This window comes from Aquirufa aurantiipilula (assembly GCF_019923745.1).
Classification (GTDB): Bacteria; Bacteroidota; Bacteroidia; order Cytophagales; family Spirosomataceae; genus Aquirufa; species Aquirufa aurantiipilula.
The window spans coordinates 41,735-57,714 of the sequence record NZ_JAANOG010000007.1 but is presented as its reverse complement, the minus strand read 5'-3'; the positions used below and the strand labels follow the sequence as shown (position 1 = coordinate 57,714).

Genomic DNA, 15,980 nt, shown 5'->3' with positions numbered 1-15,980 from the left:
GTTTATTTTTTTATTGATGAATATTGCTGAGATACAAAATCCCAATTAACGACATTCCAAAATGCAGTGATGTAATCTGCTCGCTTATTTTGGTATTTCAAGTAATAAGCATGCTCCCAAACGTCTAAAGCTAAAATAGGTGTACCTTTTACCTCCGCTACATCCATTAATGGATTATCTTGATTGGGCGTTGAACTAATCACTAATTTTCCTTCCTTCCAAATCAACCAAGCCCAACCTGAACCAAAACGCCCCGTTGCCGCTTTCGCAAATTCAGTTTTAAAGGTATCTAATCCTCCTAAATCCTTTTGAATTTGTGCCAACAATTCGGTGCTTGGTTTAGAAGCAGTGGTAGGACCAATCAATTTCCAAAAGAAACTATGATTCCAATGTCCACCTCCATTATTGCGAATAGCTACTGGTAATTGACTCATTTGACCCATCATGGCTTCTAATGACAATGATGCAGCAGATGTACCCGTAACTGCTTTATTTAAATTATCTACATAGGCCTTATGATGACGGTCATGATGAATTTCCATCGTTAATTTATCAATATGAGGCTCTAAAGCATCAAATGAGTAATTCAGCGCAGGCAAAGTAAATAGTGCTGATTCCAAACGGTTTTTTGCTTCAGAAGCAAAAGAGGGCAAAACCATCGTCGCGCCTAAAAGGCCAACTGTTTTCTGCAAAAAATGTGATCTTTTCATGAGCGTAGATATAAGATTATTCATAGACTACTCGGCCGACTATACTTCGCCCAAGGGTAATTTCATCCGTATATTCCAAATCACCGCCAATAGGGATACCACGGGCAATGGTGGAAATTTTAATTGGAAATTCTTTTAATTTTTTGGTCAAATAAAAAGCCGTGGTATCTCCTTCCATGGTTGGGCTCAGTCCTAAAATCACTTCCGTAATTTTACCCGAACTTACCCTTTGAATCAGTGATTCTATTTGCAAATCACTGGGAGAAATACCCGCTAATGGGGAAATGATTCCACCTAAAACATGGTATAAACCTATAAACTGTCCTGTATTTTCAATCGCCAAGACATCTCGCATATCTTCCACGACACAAATCAGACTTTCTTCTCGCTTATGACTATTGCAAATACCACACAAACCTCCATCGGAGATCATGTGACATTGTGGACAAAATTGGGTTTCTGTTCGCAATTGAACTAAAGCATGTGCTAATTGCAAGGATTGTGATTCTGGTCGCTTCAATAAATGAAGCGCTAAGCGCAAAGCTGACTTTTTCCCTATACCCGGCAACTTCGATATTTCCTCTACCGCCTGTTCTATAATCCGAGAAGGGTAATTATTCATGGCCATACGCTATTGATAAGACTCTATTTCAGCAGAAATGCCACGACGACAAATTTCATTTCGCATGCTCACTAATTCATCAAAATCTCCAGATTTAACACCACATCTACCTCTAAAATGAATTTGTAAGGTACATTGTTCCGCTTGTTCTGGGCTATGCTCGCATACTTCCATCAAGGTTACAATGACATAATCAAAGGAATTAACCTCGTCATTGTATACGACCAACTGGTGGGAAGGAATGACTTCTTCATCAAAGGCCACCTCGACATCTTCTTGATGCTTTTCTTGGTTTTGAAAAGAAATACGAAAACGAGAAATGTTATCTTCCGAGAATTCCATATTTTTGATACGATTTATAAAAACGACCTCTTAGCAAATTTAAAAAAAATCCTTTGAAACACCTATGTCTGTAACTTTAGCCGGAGGAATTCTTGCCATCTATTTTGGCCTACTTTTAATCATTTCCTACATTACTTCTAAAGGTGCTGATACTCATGCATTCTTTACGGCCAATAGGCAATCTCCGTGGTGGTTAGTCGCCTTCGGGATGATAGGTACTTCCATTTCAGGATTAACGTTTATTTCCGTGCCTGGGGCAGTTGGAAAAACTTCTTTTACCTATTATCAATTAATCTTAGGGCATTCACTGGGTTATTTAACCATTGCTCTCGTATTAATGCCCTTGTATTATCGTTTGAACCTGATATCCATTTATGGCTACTTGGAAAGTAGATTTGGATTCTGGTCCTATAAAACGGGTTCAGCCTTTTTCTTATTATCCCGAACTATTGGTTCTGCAGCTCGTTTATATTTAGCTGTCAATGTCCTACAAATTGCCATTTTCGCCCCTATTGGTGTTCCTTTTGGCTTAACCGTATTCATTTCCATCTTATTGATTTGGCTATATACGCACCGAGGAGGTGTAAAAACCATCATCTGGACGGATACATTACAGACCTTATTCCTATTGATTGCCTTGTTTATTACCATTTTTTTGGTAGGTCAACAAATGAACATGGGATTCATGGATATGGTTCATACTATTTCTGATAGCAAATATTCGCACATGTTTGAGTGGGATTGGAAAAACACCCACTTCTTCGGTAAAGACTTCCTAGCAGGGGTATTTATCGCCATCGTGATGACAGGTCTTGACCAAGATTTGATGCAAAAAAACCTGACCTGCAAGTCCATTGGAGAAGCTCAGAAAAACATGTTTTGGTTTTATTGGGTGCTTCTATTAATCAACCTTTTATTCCTTTCTTTGGGAGCCTTATTATACATCTACGCACAAAGCAAAAACATAGCTATTCCTGCACAGACCGATAATTTATATCCCATGCTTGCCTTAAATGGGCACTTTGGCACCTTAGCTGCTGTTACCTTTTTATTAGGAATCATTGCAGCATCCTACGCTAGTTCAGATTCTGCCTTAACGGCTCTTACTACTTCTTTTTGTATTGATTTCTTACGTATTGAGAAGTTTCAAGAACAAAAAAGACATAAAATCAAACATTATGTCCACTTAGGCTTCTCCGCTTTATTCTTCGTGGTTATTGGTTTGTTTCATATTTTCAACAATCAGGAATTAATCTCTGCTGTATTTAACCTAGCTGGTTATACCTATGGCCCCTTGTTAGGTTTATTTTCCTTTGGATTATTCACCAAAACTCAGGTAAAAGACAAATGGGTTCCTATTATTTGCGTAGCCTCCCCTATCATTACCTTTTTATTGGAATGGCAGTCTCAAGCTTTATTTGGTGGATTTGGCTTCGCGAAATTGATTCTCAATGGGGCTATCTGTTTTGCGCTACTTTGGGCCATCCGCATAAAAAAATAATGACAATAAAAAAGGCGACCTAGGGTCGCCTTTCCATTAGAACGAGGAATAATAATTACTCTTGAATAAACTCGCCGCTAGCGCGTAATTCAATATCTTCTCCTACCATAGCTGCAGGCATAGTACCTACACCCCAAGCAGTACGATTAATAGCTCCTGATGCTTTAAAACCAGCTACCTTTTTACCTTGACGGTTTGTAGTAGTTCCGTTTAATACCAAATCCAAAGTAACTGGCTTAGTTACTCCGTGCATAGTTAAATCACCAGCCAATTTATATTTACGATCAGCTACTTTGCTGATTGACTTGCTAGCAAATGTCAATGTTGGGAATTTAGCCGCATCAAAGAAATCTGGGCTTTTTAAGTGTGTATCACGACGCTCATTGTCTGTGAAAACTGTATTTACGTCGGCAACAATATTAAATTTTGCATCTGTAAAATCATCTTTAGCTGAAGTCATAGTCGCTTCAGTAATTTTAAATGCGCCCTCTACATCTGAAATAGATAAGTGAACAACACTAAATCCTAATTTTGAGTGGGATTTGTCTACATTCCATTTCTGAGCTTGGGCAGATAATCCACATGACAATAAAGCAATAGCTAAAAGTAATTTTTTCATAATAATATTTTTTAATGGGTTAATTATAGAACCCGAAACTACCATTTAATAACACAAAAGCAATTAACAAATCAAAAAATCCTCAAGGAAGTGGAAATATTTGCGACAAAAATCCAAAATCCTGCGAAAAAAGTCTACTTATCTTCTAGGCTTTTATAATGTTCTTTGCGCATTTCCTCTACATTATCCATCTCTACACGCTTTTTAATTTTTTTCCAATCAATAGTCTTATTGTATTTTTTCATAGTTACCTCTGGTTGGAATATTCGACGATCAGGGAATACAAAATCCACTGGACTAAAGTCCGGTTTTTCTGTAAAGAAATCATCCAATAAGGTTGCTGTTTGGTCATAATGATTCACACTGGGCACTCCAAAATTGGTATAAATCAAACGCAATAAGGATCCAAAATTGGCATGTTTATGGGAAACATAATTTCGCTTCACATATGGTCCAGCCATCATTAACACACTTCTGTGAGCATCTACGTGGTCAACCCCACCTTGTGGGTCATCTTCGGTCACTATGACCAACATATTTTTCCAATATGGCGTCGTGGACAAGAAGTTAATCATTCTAGCTAATGCCAAATCATTATCTGCCATAAAGGAGTGATTGCTTACGTATCCATCTTCTGGTCTAGGATCAGAACCATGGTCATTGGGCAATTGAATGGTCACAACGGAAGGCATTTTTTTCTTGCCTTTTAACCACATCTTGGTAAATTCTGACTCAAACTGCTCCGCTCGGAACATGTCTGGAATATCCATGTTAAATCCTGCATAGTTATGGCTTGTATTCTTCCAAAGTGCTTTTTGCATAGGAACCATCACTACATGGCCAGCACCTGTTAACGTATCAAACCATTCTTCTCTTGTATGTGCTGTTTCATTAGCCTCTCCAAAATTGTAAAAGGAAATATTTTTGCGTTCTAAGGCCTCCCATAATCCTCCTACTTCTGCATAATCCTCAGGATCAATACTTCCTGTGGTACCCGGATGTCTCCTTCCTGGTGCTTTGGAGAAGATTTTGGCAGACTTACTGACACTTGAGTTAGCTTCTACCCATTCATTGGGAATTACTCCTACCATCCAGTGATGTCCATGTATTGAGGCATCACTATCACAATAAAAATTATCACTCATGGCAAATCGCTTAGCCAAAAGTGAGTGATTGGGCATCACATTAACGTTATGGAAAGTCGTTTTTAAGGAATCTGGTAAAACTACAGTTTGATTTAGACCATAACGAGCAATCGTTGAATCACCATTAGCTCCTTTAAATTGGCCGAAAATCTCATCGTAGGTACGGTTTTCCTTCGTGATGTAAACAATATGTTTAATCGGAGATTGGGCCTGCTTATTTTTGTCTAATGACAGGATTTTGTTCCCTCTCCCCTTACTTGAATACTCTTGGTAGGTATTGTTCTTTACTTCTTGCGTATAAGCAGCTAGTTGTGCCTCATTCGGCATATCAATTGTTTGGAATGTACCTAATTGAATATCACCTACATAAGAACCTTGTTCAGGCGCCTTAAAGTCTTTACCTCCATTGGGGCCAGCTCCATAACCACGACAAGTCGTAACATAGAGTGTTTTCTCGTCCGCAGATAGTCTAACGCGCGTTGGGCCCCAGCCTGTCGGTATAAAGCCTTTGGTTTTTTGACTTGGGATGTCAATTACTGCCACGGCATTTAGTCCTAATAAGGTTACATATAAGGTTTTTTCGTCTTTGCTCAGGCATAAACCAAACGGCAGATAGCCTCTTCTCTTATCTAAAACAGCATTTAGCTTAATCGGAATATGCGATTTGATTTGTCGAGTCGCGTAATCCAACACGGCAATATTATCGTTAGTAGCATTACTGACATAAGCAAATTTTGAACTGACAGCCAATGAGTTGGGACTAGATCCGCCCACTACTTCCATCTCCTCCACCATTTCGCCTAATAAAAAGCCTGGCTTATATTTTTTGGTGATTTGGTTCGTCGACAAATTAATCTGAAAAATGCTCATGGACTCATCCGAATTAGGATCCCCTACCCCTGGAATCTTTTTACCCATGATTTCGGTTCCTTCACGAGATTCTTTCGTGTCGTTGGCATAGGGATGCCAAGGAATGTGCTGTGATTGCAGATTGGCTAAGGTGGTACCTTCGATCAAAGGGTAAGAATACATCCCCACATTAGCTACAAAAGCAAATTGATGATCAGGACTTAATGAAATACCAAATGGTTGACGACCTGTTGGAACCACTCCTACAATTTCACCCGTCTCCGCTTTCATGCGAACCATCCTGAAATTGGCCCGATCCAAGACCAACAATTCATTTTTTTCTGGCAATAGAACTAGGTCAGAGGTAAAGCTATCATCAAAATCATAACCTTTAAAGCTTCCATTTAGGCTAAAGGTTTTTAGGACTTTCCCTGTGGATAATTCAACGACCAATACATTGCCTGAATCGCCCCCACTTAAGTAAATCCATTCACTATTGGGTGAAAATACAACGCCCAAATAGGTACTTTTTCCGTAGGGTGAAAGTTTAGAAGGTGTGCCGTAAGGAGGAAAACGTTTAGAGATTTGTTTTTCTAAATCAATGCGCGTAAAAGCCCCATTGTGCAAGGTTACGGCCCATTTTCCATCTGGACTAATGACCATACCAAATGGATCACTGTTGATGCGAAGCGTTTTACCAGCAGGTTTTACCAAGCGACCAGAAGGTAATACGGAATAACCATGGATGTCAATTTTGGCTGGTAAATCTCGCCCGGGTACTTCTAAAATGGTTTGTGCGCTAACTTGAAATACGCAAAATGAGAGGAAAATAGATTTTAATATAGTGTTCATAGGTTTAAATAATTTAACGAAGGTAAAACTCTTAGAGTTAAGCTTAAACAATTATGTATTAAAATATGATGAAATTGAATCGAAATAGTTTAGGCAAAAATTAGAGTTGGTTTCGAGAGCCTCAGCCAACTTTATCAACATGGATGTTCATTTGAAAGAAATATTTAATCTCATTTACCCCCCTTCCGCTGTTCGACATTTACCGAAGGGTCATGTCGAACGACAGATGAAAGAAATTTTTAATCTCAGACATATCCCCTTACATCATAAATAATCCATTAAACTGATTTCGTTCCAGCGTTATCAGTTTACAGATTACTATTGTTCATTTGCTGGTTTATTTTTGGAGACAAAAACTTTCAATTTGATCTATAAGCATGACTTATGCATATTCCATTCAAGAACCCCAAGGACAATATTATATAATTCTGACGTTCGACATAACCCCTCAGTTTACACTGAAACGTAGAGAGGTGAACTTGTCGAACAGCTTTGTGTTGGCAAAAGCACTCGAAGTTAGTTGGCTGAGGTTCTCGAAGCCAACGTTTAAAACTGAGGCCCTCGCATTTGGCAAAGGCTCTCAAAGCCAACGTTTAAAAAGAATTTGTTAGTTAACTTATTAATCATAATTTTGTATCCAACTGGATACATTTGAAAGAATGTACTGTATTGAAAAAACAACGGAATTTGATAAGTGGTTTAAGAAACTAAATGACATTAGAGCAAAAGCAAAAATTTTGTTCCGAATTCAAAAAATAGAAATAGACGAACACTTTGGAGATTGCGAATCCGTTGGAGATGGAATTCAAGAACTGAAAATAAACTACGCAAAAGGTTACAGAGTTTATTTCAAAGAAATTGATCAGAAAATTATTATTCTACTTATGGGAGGTGATAAATCGACTCAACAACAAGACATTGAAAAGGCAAAAGAAATTTGGAAAAAATTAAAAAAATAGAAAATGGAAACGTCAAAATTTGACATTGCAGATTATTTGGACAACAACGAATTGATTGCTGAATACCTAAATACCGTTTTGGAAAAAGGCAATGAGGCTGATATTGTTACTGCAATTGGACATATTGCAAAAGCAATTGGTATGACCAAAATTGCAGAAGAAACAGGGATGAGCAGACCAAGTTTGTACAAAGCACTATCTGAAGGATCCAAACCTCAATTTTCAACAATAATGAAAGTTTTGAAAGCAGTTGGTGGACAAATACAAATAAATCCATTAACCACATAAAAATCGAACGTACAACAGCCAGTTGGCAAAGGCACTCAAAGTTAGTTCGCTGAGGTTCTTGAAGTTAGTTGGCTGAGACACTCGAAGCCAACTTTCAATTTTAAAACTTATACGCCGCCCGAGTGGCAAAATAATGAACATCTTTGCCTGGTCCCGTTTCCTTCAAATAATTTCCTGCCTTACAATAGCCTAATTCAAATTGAAATGTCAAATGTTTGTTGGCAAAATAATTGGCATCTAAAGCAAAAATATCCGCCACTCCGCTTGCATTACTTTCTATCTGACGCCCCAATACTGGTAATAATGCCGACATATTAGGAGTAAAAATACCATCGCGCAGACTGGCTCTTTGAACCAAAGATGCCCGCAAAGTCGTCATCCATTTGTGGTTATCGCTAAATCGAATGTAAGGGCTGATATTCAAGGTATTCGTAATATTTAAGGAAACTGTTTGTCCAAATGGAGGTCTAGAATACAATGTATTGAACGTATTCAACTGTTGATCATGGTTTGACACATCACCAGGAACCCAGTTGCCACTGAATCCTAAGAAAAAATGCCGCTTCATTTGATAGTTAAAATCATAGACAAACAAAAATGCTTGAATGCTCAGATCATTGAAATGCCCCCACTGACCAGCCACTTCCAAATCATAATTAAATGTCTTCTTCTCACTATACCAGCGAGTTCCCAAGGTATTTCTAGCTTCTAATCCTTTCTTTAAGTAATATTCCCTCAAAGAACTTTCCATAAAAAAATAATAGACATCAAAAAAGTCCCTCTTTTTAGAAAAAGTGTGATTCCAAATGGTTCCTGCCACCACTTCTGAAGAGCGAACATCATCGAATACCCCTGTATTCTGCTTGATTGGGTTTGCAATAAAAGCGTCTATTTTTTGATTTCCATCATACCATTTGACGGTAGCGCCGTAATAAGGTTGTCGGGTATTAGGTCCTTCCTTTAGCGCCATCAAGCGTTCTAGCCCCCAAGTATATTCCTGCCTTCCTAGACGTATTGACAGATTTGGATGTATATTCCACTCTAAAAATGCCTGATGCAAGGATAAGGCATTTTGATCTAATGTCGAGGTGATTGGATTATCATTTAAAAAACGAAGCGTATTATTCAATTGAGCAAATACTCTAAATTTTGGACTCCATTCCCAATTGGCATGCAACATGACGCGGTGCATGATTTGATGCGGATTTTCTGAGGTAAAATTATCAGGCACATCGCCAAAATTCACATGGGTATAAGATTGGTATTGCTCCCTCCATTCCCCACCAAAGCTGATCGTGCTACCTTTTACAAATGGTAGGTATTTCAATGATTCGTCCCAAGTCTTGAATCGATTGGTGTCTAATTTCAAATAGGAGAAATTATCGTCTTGGCGCATTCTAGCAATATTTTGTGCCAAAACTTTGGGTAAAAATAGACCAAGCAAGAAAAGAAAAATGAATAAACTCTTTTTCACTAAACGAAAAAATAAAGCGGGAATAAATCCAGATTATATGAAGGTGCAAATTAGGTAAATTAAATGGGCTAGCTATCCTGAACCATGGAAATTGGGTGTTTGACCTATTTTCCAACCTTGCTTTCCGTATTTTAATCCAAATACAGATAGAAATTATGCAATTTTAAACTATATTGGCTTACATTAATCCATCGGAATTACATGTTACGTTCATCTAAATCCATTTAAATACATAGAAAATGAGCATTTCAAGAAGAAGTTTTTTAGGTAAGGGCGCAATGGCAGCAGGTAGCTTTTACATCGTTCCTCGCCATGTCCTTGGAAAGGGTTATCAAGCACCTAGTGATAAATTAAACATTGCAGGGGTTGGTATCAATGGTAAAGGCCTATCGGACGTGAACAACGCCTTTAATGAAGGGGTCAACAACATTGTGGCTCTTTGTGATGTTGATTTAACTAGAGCAAAGCCATTATTTGAGAAATACGCTAAAGCTGGTCAATACCAAGATTGGCGTGTTATGTTGGAAAAAGACAAAAGCATCGACGCGGTGACCATTTCTACTCCTGACCATAATCATGCTGCCATAGCCATGGCCGCCATGCAATTGGGAAAGCACGTATATGTGCAGAAACCCATGTCCCACAATATTTTTGAGGCTCGTACGATGACTGAGGCAGCTAGAAAATACCAAGTTGTTTCTCAAATGGGAAATCAAGGAGCATCTAGCCCCGGCACTCAACAAATTGTTAAATGGATAGATCAAGGTTTAATTGGAAAAGTTCATACAGTAAACATTTGGACCAATCGTCCAATTTGGCCGCAAGGAATACCTGTTCCAACGGGTCAGCATGCTAAACCAGCCGACATCGATTGGGATGTTTGGTTAGGACCAGCTTCTTTGATTGACTATAACCCAGCATATCATCCATTTAAATGGAGAGGTTGGTGGAATTTTGGAACAGGTGCTTTGGGAGATATGGGATGCCATTTAATTGATGGACCATTTAGAGCGCTTGGACTAGGTTATCCTACAGAGGTAGAGGCTAGTATTGGATCTGTGTTTATCAGTGGTAACCAACCAGAATACATTCCTGAGGGTTGTCCACCATCCGCTTCTATCCAATTGAAATTCCCTGCTTCCAAAAAGAATAAATCAGCCGTAACCATGAACTGGACAGATGGAGGTTTGCGTGGTTTCCATCCTGACTTGATTCCAGCAAATGATCCTATTGGTACAGCAGACAATAGCAATGGTGTTGTCATGATCGGTAGCAAAGGTGTTTTAACGCATGCTACTTATGGCTTGGAGCCGCGTATCTATTTAAACAATGGGGATAAAATTGAAATGCCTAAACAAGAACCCAACAACTTAAAAGAATATGGTCATCAGGCCATGTGGGCAGAAGCTTGTAAGGCAGGCTTTAATTCCAAAGAACATAAAGAATTAAGTTCTTCATTTGATTATGCTGGTCCATTATCTGAAACGGTATTGATGGGTAATTTGGCTATTCGTAGTTATACCCTGCGCACCCCTATCCAAGGTCAAGCAAACCGTTTCAACTATCCTGGACGCAAGAAATTAATTTGGGATGGTCAAAACATGAAAATCACCAATTTCGAAGATGCGAACCAATTCGTGAAGCGCGAATACCGTGCTGGCTGGAAATTGTAATCTCTTTTGAAGTATAATAGAAAGCATGGCCCATAAAGCCATGCTTTTTTTATGTAAGATTTTATTTCAAAACGTGAAAAGCTAACACTTTTTGGACCTCATACACATCAACTGATTTATTGAATTGCTTGATAATGCTAGGATTGGCTTCTCCTGAAATCCAAATTTTCAATTCAGCATCTAACTCAAAAGTCCCAGCGGTTTCCACACTAAATCTGGAAATGGATTTATAATTGATGGATTTATATTCCGTTTTTGACCCAGTAATTCCTTGCTTATCTATCAAAATCAAGCGTTTATTCGTGAAAATAAAGGTATCACGTAATAATTTAAAACCTATTTCTATGGCTTCGCCATCAATCAAGATTTTAGCAAAATCCTTTTGCAATTGCTCCGGCGAAACCGTACCTGCATTACCTAAAATGGCAGAAAATAAACCCATAAAACGTTATTTAAATGATGAAAACTAATATAAAAATTCAGAAAAATATTGCCCAGGAGATACACCTTTAATTTTCTTCACGGCTGAATTAAAACTTTGTCGAGTTCCGAAACCAGATTCTAAGGCTACCACTTCCAATTTATAATTTTTCCATCGGGGATTTTCTCGACATTGCTCTTCTGCATATTGAATCCTCCAAGTATTGACATAATCCGAAAATGAAATATCCATTTCAGATTGTAAGGCTAAACGAATCAATCGAGGTTTCACTTTGAGTTTTCTAGCTACTTCTATTAGAGTTAAAGTAGGTTTCAAAAAAATCCTCTCCGTTTCAAAATACCGGTTAAGCGTATCCAATAAAGCTCTTTCTCGTTCATTTCCAGAGACAATTTTAACTGAGATATCCTTATTATTGCCAACTTCCTCAAGTCCATCCAATCTACCTAAAGCTTGTTGCCAAATTAAGCCCTTCAAAGTGGGGCCATACAATAATTTTGGATTAAACAGCATGAATAACATCATCAATACATATTCTACTAAATAGAAAAAATCTTTCCAGGGTAAACTGATTTGTTTTTTATCTGGGTAAATCAAATTATATATGATAAGACCCATCACAATGAATTTCATACCCATATTAAAGAACAACCAATAAACAATTAACAAATTGTTCTTTATGAATGATTTGGAGGCTGATTGATAGTATTTAAGTAAATCGACAAAGCCCCAAGTAACATAGATTAAAAAAGAAGAGAATCGAATATATAAATGATTTCTCATGGTTATCCATCCATATTTTGAATGAATGGTATAAATGGTATTTTCAGAAATCATTTCCTTTATTTCTAAAATTTTCACCTCAGTGGGTAAAATATAAAAAGGAATGTATTCAATTACATGCAAAGCAAATGGCAAAAAATGCAATAGTAATACGGGCTTAAATTTCCTTTCTGGATATAGTAAAAATTGTTGAAATAGGTAATAGAGTGGCCCTATGGTCAACATCAATGGAGATACGGTTCTAAAAAAATGGGGATATATTAAAAGATATTCAGGGCGGATGTAATAATTCAAAAATGTTTGAAGCCCAAGAACAATGAAAAGTAAACCTAGAAATTTAGTAGCAACGATTCCTTTTTTAAAGAAGAATGATCCTCCAAAAGCAAAAAAAACAAAACACAGATAATACAAATAATCTATGGGTGACATGTTTGGCTATATCTTAAATGGCTTATTCAATTTCACCTTTGAATATATTGGAATTTGACTGATAATTCCACCGATTGCCTTTTTATTTATTCGAAGGTTGAAGAATATCTTCAAAATACTTACCAGGCGAAACGCCTTTGATTTTTTTAACGGCTGAATTAAAGCTTTGTCGGGTTCCGAAACCTGACTCCATGGCAATAACCTCCAATTTATAATTTTTCCATTTAGGATTTTCCTTGCATTGCTCCTCAGCATATTGAATTCGCCAAGTATTGACATAATCTGAAAAGGACAATTCCAATTCCATTTGAAGAGCCATTCGTATAATTCTTGGTTTAATTTTCAAATATCTACTTACTTCAGCTAGGGTAATATCTGGACGAAGAAACAATTGTTCCGTTTCAAAATATCGGTTTAAAGTAAATAATACGGACTTATCGCGAGAAGCTTTTTGATGGGCTTTTTCTTGTCTACTGGACTCAATCAATTCTTTTTCATTAAAACCAGCGGAATGCTGAAATACTAATCCTTTCAGACTTGGCCCTTTCAGTAGTTTAGGATTCAACAACATAAATACCATCATGGTTATATACTCAAGAACGAATATGTAATCCATGTAGGTGAGTTCTAAATGCTTTTTTTTCGCAAAAATCAAGTTAAAACAATGTAAAATAATCACAATAAATTTCATAATCATGTCACCTGTTAACCAATAGACAATCAGCGAATTCTTTTTCAGGAAAGAGCGAGATGTAGTTTTGTAAAAATTATATAATTCGTAGGTAGTCCAAATGATATAGGCTAGGTAATAAATGGTTTTAATGAATAGGTGATCACGCATAGAAATCCAGCCATAAGACGACAAGGGATTAAAGAAGGTATTTTGTTGAAATACGTACCTTACCTCTTGTAATTTTAACTCTGCTGGGAGAATATAAAAGGGAATATATTCAACTACATGTAATATAAAAGGCAAAAAATGCAGTAGATGAACCAAACGGAATTTCCTTTCGGGGTAAAGTAAATAATGTTGAAATAAATACGCTAAAGGCCCTAAAAGATAGAAAAATGGAGATACCGTTCTAAAAAAATGGGGATAATCATTTATATGACTAGGTTGAATAAAATAGCCTGCAAAAAGTTGATAGGCTAAACCCAAAAACTGTATCCCTAGAAATTTTGTTGCTATTAGCCCTTTTTTATAGAATAGAGAAATTCCAAAGGCAAAGAAAACAAAGCTCAAATAAAACAAATAATCTACCGGTGACCAAGAATTCATTCTTACCAATATTATTTATGAGGTTATAAATAGTATGATGTAATGACACGGAGATACGTAAACTTATTAAATTAAATCATTAAAAGTAAATTCAAAGGAAACTGATTGGTCAATTATTTATTTAACGTAACGAAAATGGAGAAAAATCGTATTGCTCGGTAAAAATTCATTAAGCTCTAAAACCATAAAAAAGCTCAGCCTAAAATTAGGCTGAGCTTTCAACAATCTCTGTGTTCTATTCCTTTAATATGTTCTATCATTAAAGATGTTACAAATAAAGGATGAAGATAAGGCAGCACCAAAAAAAGCACTGTCACATGATTGTCTCAAAAAGAAAATAAATACAACGTGCTAAAAATCAGATAGATACTGAAATATTGTTGTATCAGAATTGGTTAAATTTAATTTCTTTCTCAAACGAATTCGTGCCAATTCCACCGCCCTCAACGATTGTCCAGTCAAATTTGTAATTTCTTTTGTACTCATATCTAGCTTTAAAAAGGCACAAAGTCGGCGTTCATTATAACTCAAATTGGGATGCACTTCCAATAGTTTAGGAAAAAAATGGGAATGTATTTCAATGAATCTAATTTCAAATTCCTCCCAATTTTTAGTAGAATTAACCTTTTCAATATCTTTAGAAATACTTTTTAACAAATGAACAGAATCTGAATTCTCAGATTTCGTCGATTTAATTCGATTCACAATCTGATTAAGTGATTGTTCCTTTTGAATGGCATGCAAAGCACTTGAAGCCATTTGCTTATTTACTACAGCCAAGTCTTCATATAATTTTGAATTTTCTTCCTGACTTTTATCTATTTTTTCTTGATTCCTTTGTTGAATGGCCTTTAACTCTCGATTAGATTTCCAATATTTTCTAAAATAATGAATGAAAATCATTGAAATGAAAAACAAAAATAAACCTAATACGATTTTAGTTTTTTTCTCTTTCAATTTCTCAGCTTCCTCGTTTTTAATAATATTTCGAGCAAAAGACTTTCGGAATAATGATTCCTTGGCTTGCTCAGATTTCATTTTGGCTTTAGCATCCAAATTCATCTTCAAATACTTAAGCGCCAGACTTGGATTTCCTTGCTTTTGAAAAATTTCATATAGCCTATCAGATATACTACTAATTAATTCTACTGATTCAGATTTTTGAGCAAGTGCTAAACCTTTTTGATAATAAATTAACGACTCCCCTTCTAAATTGAACTTATCGGAAAATTCCCCTAAACTCATATAACACGAAGAAATCATGGAATGATTATTCAACAACTTTTGTTGGCTCAAAGCTAAGTCTAGGTACGCCTTAGCTTTTTCTTTTTGATTCTGCTGAGTATATAAAATACCTAAGGATTGAGCTAACTGAGCAGAGACTAATTGGAATTCCATTTTATTTCTCGACAAACTGAGGCCTTTTAAATAGAATTTTTCAGCCTTATCAATCTGCTTTTTCCCCAAATAAATATGTCCTAAGTCTAAAAAAGTATTTATTTGATCCTCCAAAGAAACTTCTTCATGGTGTTCCTTAGCGTAATGTTGTACCAAGGTTAATCCCTTATTGAATAAGCTATCTGCTTGATTCAAATCACCTAAAAACATATGCAAAAGCCCTAAATTAGCTGTAGCACGACCAATCATCTTTTCATTATTTTCAAGTTCTGCCAAATCCAAATACTTGTTCATATACAAGGCTCCTACATCATAAAGACCCGCAAACATAGCTCCTCGAATAACTTCAGTGTAAGATTGATATTGAAGCTCAGGTATGCCTAATTTTTCAGCCATTTTTGAAGCTTCAATGGCCTTTGAGATACTTAAACTATAATTTTTCAGGAGATTTTTCTTGGATAGATTCAGTTGCCTAACGATAAGTAAAGAATCATGAGTTTTGACATGGCTAGAATGTAAACCTACTTCCATGGTCTTATGCTCATTACACGCCAAAATAAATGAGATTAATAAAGTACAAATAATTGTGCCAAAGAAAACTTTCATAGGATTTAGATA

Annotated in this window: 14 protein-coding genes; 4 read left to right on the top strand and 10 right to left on the bottom strand. The window is 36.5% G+C overall.

The genetic code is table 11. The features are described from left to right. Positions 1–2 precede the first annotated feature (2 nt). From G9H60_RS09150 to G9H60_RS09140, 3 genes are read right to left on the bottom strand one after another with little or no spacing between them, the layout of a single operon-like run. Positions 3–710, bottom strand: a complete 708-nt coding sequence (locus tag G9H60_RS09150) for a superoxide dismutase (RefSeq protein ID WP_394369778.1) — start codon at positions 708–710, stop codon at positions 3–5. A 16-nt stretch (positions 711–726) separates the two neighbouring features. Beyond that, on the bottom strand, positions 727–1,332 hold the full coding sequence (gene recR, locus G9H60_RS09145; protein WP_223143755.1) for a recombination mediator RecR: 606 nt from the start codon (positions 1,330–1,332) through the stop codon (positions 727–729). Positions 1,333–1,341: 9 nt separating this feature from the next. Further along, on the bottom strand, positions 1,342–1,674 hold the full coding sequence (locus G9H60_RS09140; protein ID WP_223143754.1) for an ATP-dependent Clp protease adaptor ClpS: 333 nt from the start codon (positions 1,672–1,674) through the stop codon (positions 1,342–1,344). Between the two features lie 64 nt (positions 1,675–1,738). Here G9H60_RS09140 and G9H60_RS09135 point away from each other — a divergent pair, with 64 nt between their 5' ends. Next, the gene (locus G9H60_RS09135; protein ID WP_223143753.1) at positions 1,739–3,175 is read left to right on the top strand and encodes a sodium:solute symporter; all 1,437 of its coding nucleotides are present in this window, start codon (positions 1,739–1,741) and stop codon (positions 3,173–3,175) included. 55 nt (positions 3,176–3,230) lie between these two features. On the opposite strand, the gene G9H60_RS09130 is transcribed toward G9H60_RS09135, so the two are convergent. Further along, on the bottom strand, positions 3,231–3,794 hold the full coding sequence (locus tag G9H60_RS09130) for a YceI family protein (RefSeq protein WP_223143752.1): 564 nt from the start codon (positions 3,792–3,794) through the stop codon (positions 3,231–3,233). Positions 3,795–3,928: 134 nt separating this feature from the next. Next, a complete protein-coding gene (locus G9H60_RS09125) occupies positions 3,929–6,640 on the bottom strand; it encodes a bifunctional YncE family protein/alkaline phosphatase family protein (RefSeq protein WP_223143751.1) in 2,712 nt (903 codons plus the stop codon). A 659-nt stretch (positions 6,641–7,299) separates the two neighbouring features. Between G9H60_RS09125 and G9H60_RS09120 the strand changes: the two genes are divergently transcribed. Then, positions 7,300–7,599 (top strand): type II toxin-antitoxin system RelE/ParE family toxin, encoded by a 300-nt coding sequence (locus G9H60_RS09120; protein WP_223143750.1) that lies wholly within the window; start codon positions 7,300–7,302, stop codon positions 7,597–7,599. A 3-nt stretch (positions 7,600–7,602) separates the two neighbouring features. Continuing rightward, entirely contained in the window at positions 7,603–7,887 is a 285-nt protein-coding gene (locus tag G9H60_RS09115) for an addiction module antidote protein (protein WP_223143749.1), read from the top strand. A gap of 100 nt (positions 7,888–7,987) precedes the next feature. On the opposite strand, the gene G9H60_RS09110 is transcribed toward G9H60_RS09115, so the two are convergent. Further along, positions 7,988–9,361, bottom strand: a complete 1,374-nt coding sequence (locus G9H60_RS09110) for an alginate export family protein (RefSeq protein WP_223143748.1) — start codon at positions 9,359–9,361, stop codon at positions 7,988–7,990. 239 nt (positions 9,362–9,600) lie between these two features. On the opposite strand from G9H60_RS09110, the gene G9H60_RS09105 reads away from it, so the two are divergent. Beyond that, entirely contained in the window at positions 9,601–11,034 is a 1,434-nt protein-coding gene (locus G9H60_RS09105; protein ID WP_223143747.1) for a Gfo/Idh/MocA family protein, read from the top strand. A 61-nt stretch (positions 11,035–11,095) separates the two neighbouring features. Here G9H60_RS09105 and G9H60_RS09100 read toward each other — a convergent pair whose 3' ends face one another. The 4 genes from G9H60_RS09100 to G9H60_RS09085 form a co-directional block, all read right to left on the bottom strand. Beyond that, complete coding sequence (locus G9H60_RS09100) at positions 11,096–11,476, bottom strand: PH domain-containing protein (protein WP_223143746.1); 381 nt, start codon at positions 11,474–11,476, stop codon at positions 11,096–11,098. A 24-nt stretch (positions 11,477–11,500) separates the two neighbouring features. Beyond that, positions 11,501–12,685 (bottom strand): helix-turn-helix transcriptional regulator, encoded by a 1,185-nt coding sequence (locus tag G9H60_RS09095; protein ID WP_223143745.1) that lies wholly within the window; start codon positions 12,683–12,685, stop codon positions 11,501–11,503. 82 nt (positions 12,686–12,767) lie between these two features. Continuing rightward, positions 12,768–13,964: a helix-turn-helix domain-containing protein gene (locus tag G9H60_RS09090; RefSeq protein WP_223143744.1), complete on the bottom strand. Its 1,197-nt coding sequence runs from the start codon at positions 13,962–13,964 to the stop codon at positions 12,768–12,770. Between the two features lie 351 nt (positions 13,965–14,315). Then, positions 14,316–15,968 (bottom strand): tetratricopeptide repeat protein, encoded by a 1,653-nt coding sequence (locus G9H60_RS09085; RefSeq protein WP_223143743.1) that lies wholly within the window; start codon positions 15,966–15,968, stop codon positions 14,316–14,318. Positions 15,969–15,980 lie beyond the last annotated feature (12 nt).